Here is a 13,626-nt window from a genome sequence, read left to right as displayed (position 1 = left end):
TTTAAAAGGTCAGATTTAATCCAAGTGTAACGATTCTTGGTGCCATTTCTCCTGTTTCAATATCCCAGTACTGCCAGTTCTTATCTTTCTTCCATACGGCAACATTGCGTACAGAGGTATAAAACTTTAATCGTTCTATATTCAGGGATGAGGTCAATTTAGCCGGCAATGTGTAGCCCAGCGTCACATTATCCAGCCGGATAAAGGACCGGTCGAACACCCTGCTCGGGGCTGAAAGCGTTCCCGGACCTCTTGCATCCAACCGGCCGAAAAAGTTGTTGGGATTATCAAGCGTCCAGTAGGTCTTTTCATAGGCATTGGCATTATAAGTAACCAGTGAAACACTGTTGTCCTGATTAAGATACGCGGTACTCAGGCTTTTATGGCCCCAGTAAGAATAGAGATTGAAAGAGAAATTAAAATTCTTATAGGCAAAATCATTACGTAATGACCACATAACAGGAGGCGTTGTCTGCCCCAGGAACTCTTTGTCATTATTGTTATAAACAGGAGAAGTGCTTCCGTTCCCGTTTTGCGTATCATCTGCGGTATAATTGTTGGCCACCTTGGGATCGCCGGGGCGTTGTCCGTATTTAGCCGCTTCCGCAGCCTCATTTACCTGCCAGATACCCGTCACCCGGTAATCCCAGATGGCACTGATGGGCTTGCCGATAAACCACCCGTTTGAAATATCATCCAGCTCTCTTGTGGCCACTACATTTCCTGCTGCATCCAATACATCTTCATACCTGTAGTAAAGGTGTTTGATGGTGTTTGTGTATTTTGAAAAACCAAAGATCGTGTTCCAGCTGAAATCTTTTCGTTTGATATTTTGCGAATTAATTGAGATCTCGAAACCCTTGTTCTGCACTTCTCCCAGATTGGTTGTGATACTGCCAAATCCTGAAAAACCGGGCAACGACTGGCTCATGATCATATCATTGGTGGACATTATATAGTAATCCATCGTGGTCGTGATACGATCATCCAGAAAGCCCAGGTCCAGTCCAATATTAAAGGATGCGGTCTTCTCCCATTGCAGCTGCTTGTTTGCCAGACGGTCGATCCGTAAGTAGTAGTATTGTATATAATTCCCGTTTGCGTCTACATAGCCCTGGGTACCCACTCCATTGGCAAGATTGGCCAGCGCAACATAGGCATTGGCCAGCGAGCGGTTTCCGTTTTGTCCATAGGACAAACGAAGTTTACCATTGCTCAGCGGATCCCACTTAAAGAATTTTTCATTCGTGAAGGTCCATGCCAGGGCACCGGAAAAAAAAGTGGCCCTGGGATTCGATGTTCCGAACGCCGAATAACCATCCCGGCGTATAGAAGTGGTGAGCATGTACCGGTCATCGTAAGAATAAAATAAACGGGCCAGCATACCATCGGCGGATTCCCGGGTGTCATCTGAATTAAAACTGCTGTACAACGGGTCGCCATTGGAAGTTTCATGAAAACCCAATGCATCAGTAGGCAGGATATTCCGGGCCTCAATCACATCACTCCAGTACTGACGCTCTTCTGCCTCCTGCACCAGCGTCACATTTACGCGGTGCTTTTGGGCGAATGTTTGTTCCCAATTGATCGTGTTGTTTAGGGACCAGTCAAAACGCTTGGCACTACCCCGGTCCACCCCTCTTGTAGTAGGTATCCAATCGGGATGTTCTGACGATTCAAAATAGCGGTTATAGTACCACTGGTACCGCGGTGACACATTGAACGAGTAGTTAATATTAAAAGGCAGTTTCACCTTTGCAGTAAAAATGGAGTTCAGAACCGTATACCCTCTTTCGAGATCCATATACTGTTTGTTAAAATCATAATTGTACCCTTTACTGGCTGTAAACCCTTCTCCCTGCGGATGTACTTCCAGGTTCCCGTTCTCATCCCTGTAAGAAGCAAAAGGACTGTTGTTTATAATGGCCGCACCCCAGTTGGTGGCGATATTGCCGTCCGAACGATCCTGAAAATTGATGTTGGCACCGATATCCAGCCATTTGGTTATTTTTCCATCTACTTTAAGATTGGAGCGTACGGCGCGGTAATTATCGCCTACAATAACACCCTGGTTGGACAGGTAGCCGGCGGATAAGTAATAGTTCATCTTGTCGTTGGCACCGGAAACACTGAGGTTATAATCCTGGTTGATCCCATCCCGGAAACTATGATCATACCAGTCGAAGGTTTTACCGGCGAGATAATTTGCCAGAACCGTATGCTGGAGGGAAATACGATTGGCCCAGATATTGTCATCGGAAATACCTGCCGCATTCACACTATAAGCCCTCCATTGATCGAGGGTAATGCCATACTTGGACAACATCTGTTGTGTAGGTTTTTCGTAAAAGCCCGGTTTTTTCTCTGACTCCCCGATCATGTAGGGCTGATAGTTGCCGGTGGCAGAGTCGATACCGTAGGATGCCGCCGTATACCAGTCCTGCCGGTATTGCAGGTATCCTTCAGGGCCAAAAACGTTCCGGTTGGCGCCCATTGTAGAAAGGCCCAGGTTGGTGATAAAATTGATTTTGGGTTTTCCCTGTTTCCCCTTTTTCGTGGTAATAATAAGAACCCCGTTGGCAGATTTTGCCCCGTAGATCGCTGCAGCGGACGCATCTTTGAGTACATCGATCTGTTCAATATCATCCGGGTTGATTTCAGACAGTTCTCCGTAAAAGATCATCCCATCCAGGATAAGCAACGGATCGTTATGACCACCATCCGTATAAACCGACCGCTGTCCGCGTATCCGGATCGTACCGCCACTCTTCGCCGAAGCATCCAGCCCAATGGTCAGGCCCGGCGAGCCGCGAAGAATATCCTGCACGGTCCGCGGATTTTCATCGGCTATTTTGTCCGGCTTGATCTGTGTGATCGCTCCCGTCAGATCCCTTTTCCGGGCAGTGCCATAGCCGATCACCACCACGTCATTCAGGTCGTTGGCAGCCTGTTGCAGTACAATCTTCAAAGGCCCGCCATCCGGTACCACCTCTTTGCTCATATAACTGATGTGCGACACTTCCAGGGTGGCACCACTGCCTGCCTGAATGCTGAAACCGCCCGACACATCCGTCATGACACTCAGTTTGGTACCCTTAACAGCCACTGTAGCACCGGCGATCCCATTACCAAGCGAGTCGGTAACGCTGCCTTTTACCGTCTGATGCTGCGCGCCGGCATAAAAGGAACAAAACAACAGCAACAGGGATCCGAATAACTTCGGTACCAGGAATTTTTCATACAAAGAAAAGGCCCGGCCTTTCCCTGTATTTTTAGAATCGCTCTTCATAATAATCATTTTTAATCATTATTTCAATGAATGCTGCGGCAGGATATAACCGCTTCTACAGTCCCCTGTTTTTCTTTACAGCCACAACCGGTTAAAAAGATGAACAGGGAACTACGGGAACTTCAAACAATGCAGGCCGGTTGGATCCTGATGCGAACCGGGCCTTAACACAGACCACCCAGCGATCAAACATTAACAGCGCACCGGCCGGATCTTCTACCGGCCGGTATCCAGTCGCAACATTTCTGTGCCGGCCAGCAATACCGCGCCCAATGCGTGAAAATCGTTGACCACCTTTGGACGGTTATAATAAAAAGAAACATTATCAGCGATGCCGGTACCGATACAGACATCCGCTATATTGCCATCCGGCCTTATTTTTTCAACCAGGCCTTTCCATCCTTCCATCGCTATTGATTTATACGATGCGGGTATCCATTTTTCATTTACGGCCCTGGCGATGGCATATACGAACATGGCAGTGCCCGATGTTTCCAAATAAGAATCCGGTTTGTTCATCACCTGATGCCACAGTCCGCCCGGGTCCTGGAAACGGGACAAGCCGATGAGCTGCCGCGTTAACAGCTTTATAAGTTCATTTCTTTTGGGATGATTCCGGGGCAAATTATTCAATAACTCCACCTGCGCCATGGCGATCCATCCATTGCAGCGAAGCCAATGTGCCACACCGTTTTGTTCCAGATCGCTGTACCAGCAATGATAATACAACCCGGTACCGGGGTTATACAGGTACTTATTGAAATTCAGCACCTGCTTTACCGCATCATCAAAATAGCGGTTTTCTCCAGTCAACCGTCCCATCCTTGCCAGAAAAGGAACACTCATGTACAGGTCATCGGCCCATAACGTCATATTATGCGGATTATTCCGGGAAAGCGTTCCGTCATTAAGGCGCAATTGCTTATTAAGGATATAATCTGCCGCTTTGGAAAGATATTCCTGATAGCGTTTATCTTTCGCCTTCTCGTTTGCATCCGTTAATGCTGCAGACATGGCACCGCAGTCATCCAGGGAACCCATACGGAAGAACGGCGCCCATTCAGACCGTTTCTTTGCGGCATAGACCTTCTTAAAATAATCGGCATTCTTAAATACAAAATCAAAGTTCTTCAAGACATAGTCTGCATATTCTTTCCGGCCGAATGCCTCGGCAGCTTTAAGCATGCCGATCATCATCACTCCATTTGAATACTCCCACCGGTTGTAGAGCGACTGGGTTCTGATCTCGGCCTCAGCGGGAAAATTTCCGGTGGAAGTATACACCGTTTTTGTTTTTGTATCGATAAATTTATAAGAGGTATTCCTGATAATATTACCGGCTACACTATGCACGACCGCTTCTATATTTTCTTTCTGCGCGCCGGCGGGAAGAGAAAAGAAGCTCAAACAAAACAGACAGATGATACCATAAACGAATTTTTTCCTTACACGGAAAAGAACACACTTCTTCATTTTTAAAAGCCGGTTTATTTTTTAAATAAAAGTCTGGCGGTGCATCGCCTTATACTATTCTTCAGCAAATCGTCAAAGAATATTGTTATAGATACAATCGCTTAAATATTGGATTTCGTAAGGCGAAGTAAAAAACTTTTCCCTGTACGTTTTATTCAACTTTTTGTCGAATCGTTCCAAATGCGGAGAAGTGTTCTGCCCAGGTTCTTTTGATTCTTTTGCGATACGTGTACCGGTTAAAATGGCCGCCAGCGGTCGAAGCAGGTTGCTTAAAAGCATACTCAAGCTGGCAATTACTGAACGGATATGCCTGCAGCAGAAGATTCCGGGATCCGTTGGGAAACATCGGTCTTATATTAAAAATACTCCTTTAAGCGTATTGTACAAATGCCGATCCCGGCTCAACTTTACCAATAAATACGCAAATGAACGATATCAAGATTTTTCCGGTACTCTTTTCCCGTACAGCTTTTTTAGCCGGCTGCAAAAAAGATACTGGAATGCCAGAGGGGTGCTTTTATACGAAACCGATTTAAATCAAACACATGAAAAAGAATAGATTCAGCCGGTGTTTTCTCTTATTGTTTTCCTTTGGCATCACTTCCGTCAACAGCCACGCGCAAATCGGAAACCCCGGTCTGATCTACCAGGGTGCTTTTAACAATGCGATGTTTATGAATACCCAGACAGCCATCCGGCGCAGTATGCAAAAACAGGCAGCTTCGGGCTATAAGGCACAAAGCAATACCAGCCTGAATAACAGGTTCAGCTATACCCCTTCCGCAACCGTGCGTCAAAAGCTGACCCGGTCTATTGCAGAAAGCATGGCCGGAACGAATAAGCCGGCCATACAATCCAATATAAATATGCTTACCAGGGCTGCATTGCTCCGGGATTTTGAAAACCTGCTCCGGCAATATGATTTTAACAGCCATAATCTGGCAGATGTATTTGCAGCCTATATAATCGTTTCCTGGGAAACTGCCAGCGGTAACGATGCCTCCAATAGCCGGAAAGGTATTGAGGCTTTCAGAAAAGAAGTACATCAAACCTTTTCTGCCACCCCGGAAATGGCTCAATTAAGCAATGAGCAAAAGCAAACCGCCACAGAAACGCTTTCCTACCTGGCCATACTCACGATTATGATCAACCGTGAACTGGCCACTAAAGGGAACAGTCGCGCTATAACACAAGTACGTGATAATATGGCCAGGATGACCCTGCAGGTTACCGGCATGGATGTTTCCCAATACCTTCTTACACCGAAAGGCCTTGTTAAAAAATAACCCATATCACAAAAACAGGCGGCCCTCAATCATTCTTTCTTTTTATAAAAGCACTTACTTCGGCCAGTCCCGGCTGAGGCTGGGCATCGTAGCCCGATACAGGACGCAATTTAAAGTAGCGGAATCGTTTCCGCGATGGCAGCGTCAGGTATTGCCGGGTCCGGTCTATATTATTCAGTGTAAACAAACCGAGGGGCTCCCAGCTTCCGTTATCATCACTGACCAGTATCTCCAGCTCTTTTATCTTCCGGTCACCTGCTTTTTGAGAAATGGTAAAACCGTCCACCCATAAGCTTTTACTCATATCAACGGTGATCCAATGATCGGGATAGTTGGTCGGGTTGGTCGAGTATCTTGTGATCCAGTAGGTCGTAAGATCATTATCGATCAGGCGGATCGCCAGGCGGCTGTTATTTTGTTCTTCAGAACTAAAACCGGCAATGGACCAATCGTCTTTTACATACTGAAAACGTACCGTTTCCCCGGACGGTTTTCTGACCGGTTCATTTATTTTAACAGGCTCCCCAAAATTTGGTGTACCGTCAGCATTCCATGTAAACTTTTGGATACGCGGGTTCCGGCCATTGTTGCTTCCCCCGTTGGGCAGGCTCCTGGCATGATAGATGATCCAGTCCTCTGTTCCGTCCGGTGATTTGAAAAATCCGTTATGCCCGGGCCCATAAGCCCCGCTTTCGGCTTTCATTGAAAATACCGGTTGCGGTGTTTTTGTCCAGTCCTCCGGGTTCAGGGGGTCTCCGTTTGCTTCAAGACTTAACAGTCCCAGGCAATAACCGTCTACCCAATACCCGCTTGCCGAATAAACGATAAATACCCTGCCGCCCGGCCCCCGCAGTACCTGCGGGCCTTCATTAATGGCATTCCCGTTCTTTTCCCAGCTGTAATCAGGTGTGCTGATCTTTACTTTTTCGCCGGTTATCGTCCAGGGGTTGCTCATTTTTGCGATATACAAACTCTGGGGCGGAGCACCGGCATTTCCTCCGGACCACAGCATATACAGCGTGCCCTTATATTGTAAAATGGTCCCGTCAATGGCCCATTGATCCGTGGAATCCGCTACCTTGCCTTTCATCATCCAGCTGCCTTCCATCGGGTCGGCGGCACTGTTTTCCACCACATACATCCGGTGATTGGCATTGGATCCGTTATCCGCAGCAAAATAGAAATACCATTTTCCATTGATCTGGTGTAATTCCGGTGCCCACAGGTTCTTGGAATAGGGTGTGCCGGAGGGTGGCACCCAGGCGTCCTTCCGGGTGGCAGAGGCCAGCTCCGAAAGATTCCTGGTTCCGTAAAGGACCAGTTTACCACCCTGGGTATAGGTGTAATAATACATCCCATCTTTTTGTACCACCCAGGGATCCGGGCCACCGGGCAGGATGGGGTTGGTGAATGTGGTATCGGCAATAACCGGTGCATCATCTAACACGATAGGATCACCGGGCCGTTTCATGCAGGCATTTGCCAGTATAAAAAATAACAGGCAGACAACAGCGACAGTTCTTTTTTTCATAGAAATTGGTTTAATCGTTAAAAATACGGGCTGTTCAAAGAGTGAAGGAGTAGCGGGCACTATATATCTTCACACGGGTGCATCGTCATAAAAAATAATGGCATTGGTTTCAATAAGCACATCCGGAAGCTGATCCGAATTACAAATCTAACAGGGTAAAATTAATCCAAAGATGCAGAAAAAAGAGAGGTATACTGTTCTACTTTTTGTCGAATCGTTCCAATTATCAGACCAGTGCGGGCAAAGGGATTTATAGGAATAAATGCTTCAGCAACGGGGTGCAACAGCTGCTTCTGCCATTAATTTCGTATCTTGAGCAAAATGTTTTTATGTGGGATTTTCTGGATCTGGTTTATAAAATTGGGATTATGATTACCTGCATAGCGGCTATTGCCGTATTTATCAAAAGAAAGAAAGCCTGATCTCCCGATGTTCACATTAATCCTTATTATTCTGGTATTCATCATTGTTGCGGGCTATACCCAGCGCAACAAGTAACAGCCCCGCCGTTCGGATGGCTGATAAAATAATAAGCCCGGTACCGGATGAACCGGACCGGGCTTTCCCTTACCACAACCAACACCTACAACTTAGTTGAGTTCTGTTATAAACTGCGCTTTATGTTTCCTGACCTTTTTGAGGTTGACCAGCCAGTCCTTTTCAGCATCACGGTATCCCAGTGCAATGATCACGGCAGTTCTCAGTCCTCTTTCCCTTAAGCCCAGGATGGCATCCAGCTGATCCGGATCGAATCCTTCCATCGGTGTATTGTCCACGCCTTCTACTGCGGCCGCCACAACAGTGACACCCAGCGAAAGGTAAGCCTGCCGGGCAGCATGCGCATAGCTGTCTGCAGCATCCATGCTCCCGAATTTATCCATCAGGCTTTGCCGGTAGGATTCCAGCCGCTCCCGGTCCCCGCCCCGTTCTGCAGCGGTATGTTCAATAAATCCATCGATCCGCTCCGGTGTATACTTATCCCAGGCAGCAAACACAAGCAGATGAGAGCACCCGGTGATCTGCTGCTGGTTGAATGCAGCCGGCCGGATCTTTTCTTTCAGGTCCGGATTACTGATTGCAATAATTTCAAAAGGTTGTAACCCGTTGGAGGTAGGCGCCAGCCGGGCGGCCTCCAAAATGCGGTCGATCTTCTCCTTCGGAATCCTGGTTCCGTTCATTGCTTTAGTGGCGTAGCGCCAGTTCAGCTGTTCGATTATTTCCATAGTATCTGTTTTGAGAACGCTTAAAAAACAAAATAACTGACCTTGTATCCATTTTACCGCATGCGGCCTCAAAGAGGAGTTATCCGGCAAACCGGAACACCTCTTTCTTTAAAGCGTGCAGTTGCTCGTATTTATTTCCGGGGTTGCAGCTCCAGGTAGATTTTCACCTCTACGTCCCTGGCAACGGCCTGGCCGGTAGGATCATACTGGATGTGATAATCGAAGCGGTTGATTTTTATAGCAGTCTGAAATCCGATCACTTCTTTACCCATCTGGTTCTTTGTTTTACCACCATAGGTTACCTGGAGGGTTACCGGTTTGGTAACGTCCTTGATCGTGAGATCACCGGTAAGGATATATTGCGTCCCGGTCTTCTTTTTAAAACCGGTACTTACAAATTTCATTTCTGGAAATTGCTCTGCATCAAAAAAATCAGCAGTCTTCAGGTGTTTGTCACGCGGTTCCACACCGGTGTTTATACTGGTGGTGGCTACGGTAAAACCGATCTTTGCGTCTGTAAAATCGGGGCGGGTGGCTTCCATAGTGCCCTGGAACTGATCAAATTTACCGGCTACAAAACTGATGCCCATGTGTTTGATCGTAAAGTTAACAGAGGAATGCATGGGATCCACCGACCAGGAGGTTTGCGCAAATAACTGGAACCCGAACGCAGAAAGCGTCAGTAATAAAAGAAACTTCTTCATAAATGCTTTTGTTTGTTACTAATTATCAGTGATCACCGGTTGAATACCGGCAACGCTGCAAAGCAACGGCATCTATGTGCTGTAAAAAATAACCTAGATTAAGTCGGATCAGCTTACCATCTTTTTGCTTTCCTCCCATTGTATACGCCCGAGACCGGGATAAACATGACGGTCGCTGTGGTAGGAAGAACGTACAAGAGGACCACTTTCCACATAGTCCAGTCCCATTTCATAACCCGCGTCCTTGTAGAAGGCAAATTCATCGGGGTGTACAAAGCGCTGAACCGGAAGGTGCTTGGGAGTCGGCTGCAGGTATTGACCGATGGTAACCACATCACAGCCGTTGTCTTTCAGATTCTGCAGGGTTTCCAGCACTTCGTCTTTGGTTTCACCCAGTCCCAGCATGATACCGCTCTTGGTGCGGGCGCCGCCTTCTTTGAGGGTGCGGATTACTTCCATACTGCGCCAGTACTTGGCCTGGATGCGCACTTTTTTGGTCAGCCGCTCCACCGTTTCAATATTGTGGGAGATCACTTCAGGCGCTGCTTCCATAACCGTCTGAATGTCTTCCTTCTTTCCTTTAAAATCAGGGATCAGCGTTTCGAGGGTGGTTCCGGGATTAAGGGCCTTCACTGCACGGATGGTATTGAACCAGATCGATGCGCCTCCGTCTTTCAGTTCATCCCGGTCAACCGATGTAATTACCGCATGTTTCACCTTCATCAGGTAAATGGCTTCGGCCACGCGTTGCGGCTCGTCGTGATCCACTGCTTCCGGGCGACCGGTTGCCACGGCACAAAATCCGCAGCTGCGGGTACAGATATTCCCAAGGATCATAAACGTTGCCGTTCCGTCCCCCCAGCATTCCCCCATGTTGGGACAGTTGCCGCTTTCGCAGATCGTATGCAGTTTGTGCTGATCCACCAGGCCCCGTACATGCTTATAGCTTTCACCTATCGGCAGTTTTACCCGGAGCCAGTCGGGTTTTTTTATCTTAGTTGTTACCGGTAATTCGATCATGACGCGAAAATACTTTAATTTGACTGAAATGCTGCAAATTCGGGCAGCGCCGTCGGCTCCCGGGCAAAAGGGTAATTTTCTACCGCTATTCAATATCTTTACGGCTCAAACAATTACTATGACCTCAGAAGTACGATACAACGGTGATTTACGGACCACCTGCACCCATTTAAAGAGCGGGTCGCATTTTGAAACAGATGCGCCTATTGATAACAACGGAAAAGGAGAAAGGTTTTCCCCCACCGACCTGCTGGCGACCAGCCTGGCAACCTGCATGGTTACCGTAATGGGCATCAAGGCCCGTACAATGGACTTTGACCTGAACGATATCCGTATTGAGGTCCTGAAAAAGATGGCGGCAGACCCGAGGCGTGTAAGCGGTATCGATCTGAAAGTGCATATCCCGGAAGCACTGGCAGGGGTCGATGCCCGGACCATTGCTGTTTTGAAGAACACGGGGAATACCTGCCCTGTGGCAAAAAGCCTTCACCCGGATATTGAAGTAAATGTGGATTGGGGAGCCTGGCAATAAACTTTAAAAAAGGTTCTGTTTCTCCAAGATGAAAACCGCGAAGGCGATCCTCTTTTTTTGGGCCATCAGCTGTGCCCTTCCTGCCCCTGCTCAGTTTGCGAAACCCCTGTTCAGGGTAATTGCCTTTTACAGTGCGAAACATGACCCGGCACATATCAGTTTTGTAGAGGAGGCCAATAAATGGTTTGCGGTCACTGCCGCACAGGAGCATTTTTATTATGAGGCCACCGATGACTGGAACCGCCTCGATACCGCGGTTCTTTCCCGCTACCAGCTCGTATTATTCCTGGATGCCCGCCCCGACAAGGCGGAACAGCGAAAGGCATTTGAAACCTATATGCAGCATGGCGGAGCCTGGATGGGGTTTCATTTCTCGGCCTTTGCGCTGCCGGGATCTGCTTATCCGGACAACTGGCCCTGGTATCATAACGACTTTCTCGGATCAGGCAATTATGTCAGCAACACCTGGCGGCCGACCGCTGCATTCTTAAGAACAGAACAAAAAGAACATCCTGCATTAAAGGGGCTACCGGCGGTCTTCCGTTCTTCCCCCAATGAGTGGTACCGCTGGCAAAACGACCTGAGGAAGAACCCCGACATCGACATCCTGTTGTCCATTGACCCTCGCAGTTTTCCATTGGGCACAGGCCCAAAACCGCAGGAAATATGGCATAACGGCTACTACCCGGTGGTATGGAGCAACCGGAAATACCATATGATCTACTTTAATATGGGGCATAATGACATTGACTACGAGCACCACACCAACCGGGAATTGTCTTTCACTTTTCAGAACCCCATTCAGAACCGGCTGATCCTTAATGCTCTGTTCTGGCTGGGCGCCCGGGAGCAGCACCAGCCCAAACGGTCAGTTGTGCAGGCGGGGGCTTTAAAATGAAGAGCAGCCCCCTCGCCTGACCGTGATCCGGCCCGGCTCTAATATCATGGCCTCTGTACGACTGCTGTTTATTTGCGATGTTCCCAAACCTGTTTAATAGTTGATCGTTTCATCCATATCATACCGCATGCCCGGGTAATCAAGGATGCGGCGCATCAGGCCGATCTGACCAAAAAGATAATCCTCCCGGCCCAGACACATGCCAACCATATTAAGTTTATTTTCTTTGATAAAGCTGACACCCATGTCAAATTTATAAGGCTCCTCCAGCGCTTCGTCTGTTACGGTATTGAGCTTTTCAAAAAGTACCCGGGAGATCCGGTGCCACTCCTCCTTTAATACGGTAAGCGAGGGATAAGCAAGGGATTCATCCAGCGCTTTTGCATCCTTAAAAAGCGCTTCGTTGGGGTCTTTATCCGGGATACCCAGTACATCGGCCAGCCAGTAGCGGCAATTAACCAGGTTGCCGGCCATCCATACGATATGATTGGTTCTTCCTTCGATCCTTTTCAAGGCATCGGTATCGCTGATGCCATCAATTGCATTATTGAACTGCTGGCTGTGCATCCGGTAAGCCGGGATCACCAATTGTAATTTGCTTGCTGTTGTTTTCATATATTATTTTTTAAGGCGAGCAGGATTTATTAGTCAGGCGGAAGGCCGTCAGCGCTTAGCTGTCAGCTTTCAGTCCCGTTACCTGTTCATTTGTTTTCCTGCCGGGCGGAATAGTTGATCATCCAGTATACGCCGAATTTGTCTTCAAAGCTTCCGAAATAGTCGCCCCAGAACTGGTCGGCCAGCGGCATTTCCACTTTTCCGCCTTCGGACAGTTCCTTGAATAAACGGTCTGCCTCCTCGCGGCTCTCGGGAAAAATGGAAATATAGTTGCTGTTACCAACAGTCAGTTTATGTCCCATGGAAGGAACGATATCCGATGCCATCAGCACACTGTCGCCTACGGGAAGTGCCACATGCATCACTCTGTTTTTCTCCTCTTCAGGAAGCTGTTCGGTACCCGGCGCAGTATTCATACGCATAATGCCGCCGCCCAGGAATTCACCGCCAAAAACTGATCTGTAAAAATTAAATGCGGCTTCAGCTGTTCCGTCAAAATTCAGATAGGGATTTAATTTTGTCATTTTTTTTATTTTATAAGTGCGAGGTAAAAATTAAACTATTGCATGTTAAAAATGAAAGGCGGGGTGAGCAGCTATTTTTCTGCCAGTTCTTTTACAATTTCAAAGCCCCTGGTAAATCCATTGTCCATCATTTCCTTGAATTGCGGATCGGTATCCACCCGGGCTTCGAGTGTTGTAACACCTCCTTCTTCCCTGAGATAATACCGTTCCAGGGAGCCCGCCCATTGTTTTACCGCATCACTGGTGGTGTCCTCAACCCCGTTCTGAATAGAGCCCAGATGCTCAAAAATCAGCTCCGAGGGCTCATTCATGCTGTGAATGGTACTGACCATACCATTGCCCTTGCCGTCAAGAAAGCGGGTACGGCCCTGTACCTTCCAGTCTGATTCTATTGTAGAGCCGGGCGCAAAAGGGGCTGTCCATAGCTTGTAAGAATCTGTGTTCCACAGTATGTCCCACACTTTTTTTGCGGGCGCATTGATTTGTTGTTTGTAAGAATAGGTTTCCATATTATTTTTTTTATATCGTTTA

At 47.7% G+C, this 13,626-nt stretch carries 12 protein-coding genes; 3 read left to right on the top strand and 9 right to left on the bottom strand.

Annotated elements, in window-relative coordinates:
* Position 1: 1 nt before the first annotated feature.
* Together K7B07_RS16005 and K7B07_RS16000 are read right to left on the bottom strand one after the other, a co-directional pair.
* Positions 2-3,289, bottom strand: a complete 3,288-nt coding sequence (locus K7B07_RS16005) for a SusC/RagA family TonB-linked outer membrane protein (RefSeq protein ID WP_223711296.1) — start codon at positions 3,287-3,289, stop codon at positions 2-4.
* A 216-nt stretch (positions 3,290-3,505) separates the two neighbouring features.
* Complete coding sequence (locus tag K7B07_RS16000) at positions 3,506-4,762, bottom strand: glycoside hydrolase family 88/105 protein (RefSeq protein WP_223711294.1); 1,257 nt, start codon at positions 4,760-4,762, stop codon at positions 3,506-3,508.
* A gap of 545 nt (positions 4,763-5,307) precedes the next feature.
* On the opposite strand from K7B07_RS16000, the gene K7B07_RS15995 reads away from it, so the two are divergent.
* Positions 5,308-6,048: a DUF6683 family protein gene (locus tag K7B07_RS15995; RefSeq protein ID WP_223711292.1), complete on the top strand. Its 741-nt coding sequence runs from the start codon at positions 5,308-5,310 to the stop codon at positions 6,046-6,048.
* A gap of 25 nt (positions 6,049-6,073) precedes the next feature.
* On the opposite strand, the gene K7B07_RS15990 is transcribed toward K7B07_RS15995, so the two are convergent.
* From K7B07_RS15990 to lipA, 4 genes are all read right to left on the bottom strand, one after another.
* Positions 6,074-7,579 carry a family 43 glycosylhydrolase gene (locus tag K7B07_RS15990; protein WP_223711291.1) on the bottom strand — a complete coding sequence of 502 codons (1,506 nt, stop codon included), beginning with the start codon at positions 7,577-7,579 and terminating at the stop codon, positions 6,074-6,076.
* Positions 7,580-8,169: 590 nt separating this feature from the next.
* Positions 8,170-8,802: an NAD(P)H-dependent oxidoreductase gene (locus K7B07_RS15985; RefSeq protein WP_223711289.1), complete on the bottom strand. Its 633-nt coding sequence runs from the start codon at positions 8,800-8,802 to the stop codon at positions 8,170-8,172.
* Between the two features lie 131 nt (positions 8,803-8,933).
* Positions 8,934-9,506, bottom strand: coding sequence for a YceI family protein (locus K7B07_RS15980; protein WP_223711287.1), 573 nt, complete (start codon positions 9,504-9,506; stop codon positions 8,934-8,936).
* Between the two features lie 108 nt (positions 9,507-9,614).
* Positions 9,615-10,526 carry a lipoyl synthase gene (gene lipA / locus K7B07_RS15975; RefSeq protein ID WP_223711286.1) on the bottom strand — a complete coding sequence of 304 codons (912 nt, stop codon included), beginning with the start codon at positions 10,524-10,526 and terminating at the stop codon, positions 9,615-9,617.
* 118 nt (positions 10,527-10,644) lie between these two features.
* Between lipA and K7B07_RS15970 the strand changes: the two genes are divergently transcribed.
* Positions 10,645-11,058 carry an OsmC family protein gene (locus K7B07_RS15970; RefSeq protein WP_223711284.1) on the top strand — a complete coding sequence of 138 codons (414 nt, stop codon included), beginning with the start codon at positions 10,645-10,647 and terminating at the stop codon, positions 11,056-11,058.
* A gap of 28 nt (positions 11,059-11,086) precedes the next feature.
* The gene (locus K7B07_RS15965) at positions 11,087-11,956 is read left to right on the top strand and encodes a ThuA domain-containing protein (RefSeq protein ID WP_223711282.1); all 870 of its coding nucleotides are present in this window, start codon (positions 11,087-11,089) and stop codon (positions 11,954-11,956) included.
* A 93-nt stretch (positions 11,957-12,049) separates the two neighbouring features.
* On the opposite strand, the gene K7B07_RS15960 is transcribed toward K7B07_RS15965, so the two are convergent.
* The 3 genes from K7B07_RS15960 to K7B07_RS15950 all read right to left on the bottom strand — a co-directional run bounded on the left by K7B07_RS15960 (position 12,050) and on the right by K7B07_RS15950 (position 13,604).
* On the bottom strand, positions 12,050-12,571 hold the full coding sequence (locus K7B07_RS15960) for a DinB family protein (RefSeq protein ID WP_223711280.1): 522 nt from the start codon (positions 12,569-12,571) through the stop codon (positions 12,050-12,052).
* 86 nt (positions 12,572-12,657) lie between these two features.
* Complete coding sequence (locus K7B07_RS15955) at positions 12,658-13,095, bottom strand: VOC family protein (protein WP_223711278.1); 438 nt, start codon at positions 13,093-13,095, stop codon at positions 12,658-12,660.
* A 71-nt stretch (positions 13,096-13,166) separates the two neighbouring features.
* Complete coding sequence (locus K7B07_RS15950; RefSeq protein ID WP_223711277.1) at positions 13,167-13,604, bottom strand: SRPBCC family protein; 438 nt, start codon at positions 13,602-13,604, stop codon at positions 13,167-13,169.
* Between the last annotated feature and the right edge of the window lie 22 nt (positions 13,605-13,626).

The sequence above is a fragment of the Niabella beijingensis genome (assembly GCF_020034665.1).
Classification (GTDB): Bacteria; Bacteroidota; Bacteroidia; order Chitinophagales; family Chitinophagaceae; genus Niabella; species Niabella beijingensis.
Note: the sequence above shows the minus strand (reverse complement) of the source record. Positions and strands in the feature narration are given on the sequence as shown.

Bases quoted from the DNA above. Each gene is read 5' to 3' on its own strand.
- K7B07_RS15985 (WP_223711289.1), bottom strand. From the start codon at position 8,802: ATGGAAATAATCGAACAGCTGAACTGGCGCTACGCCACTAAAGCAATG.
- K7B07_RS16005 (WP_223711296.1), bottom strand. From the start codon at position 3,289: ATGAAGAGCGATTCTAAAAATACAGGGAAAGGCCGGGCCTTTTCTTTG.
- lipA (WP_223711286.1), bottom strand. From the start codon at position 10,526: ATGATCGAATTACCGGTAACAACTAAGATAAAAAAACCCGACTGGCTC.
- K7B07_RS15995 (WP_223711292.1), top strand. From the start codon at position 5,308: ATGAAAAAGAATAGATTCAGCCGGTGTTTTCTCTTATTGTTTTCCTTT.
- K7B07_RS16000 (WP_223711294.1), bottom strand. From the start codon at position 4,762: ATGAAGAAGTGTGTTCTTTTCCGTGTAAGGAAAAAATTCGTTTATGGT.
- K7B07_RS15955 (WP_223711278.1), bottom strand. From the start codon at position 13,095: ATGACAAAATTAAATCCCTATCTGAATTTTGACGGAACAGCTGAAGCC.
- K7B07_RS15950 (WP_223711277.1), bottom strand. From the start codon at position 13,604: ATGGAAACCTATTCTTACAAACAACAAATCAATGCGCCCGCAAAAAAA.
- K7B07_RS15960 (WP_223711280.1), bottom strand. From the start codon at position 12,571: ATGAAAACAACAGCAAGCAAATTACAATTGGTGATCCCGGCTTACCGG.
- K7B07_RS15990 (WP_223711291.1), bottom strand. From the start codon at position 7,579: ATGAAAAAAAGAACTGTCGCTGTTGTCTGCCTGTTATTTTTTATACTG.
- K7B07_RS15970 (WP_223711284.1), top strand. From the start codon at position 10,645: ATGACCTCAGAAGTACGATACAACGGTGATTTACGGACCACCTGCACC.
- K7B07_RS15965 (WP_223711282.1), top strand. From the start codon at position 11,087: ATGAAAACCGCGAAGGCGATCCTCTTTTTTTGGGCCATCAGCTGTGCC.
- K7B07_RS15980 (WP_223711287.1), bottom strand. From the start codon at position 9,506: ATGAAGAAGTTTCTTTTATTACTGACGCTTTCTGCGTTCGGGTTCCAG.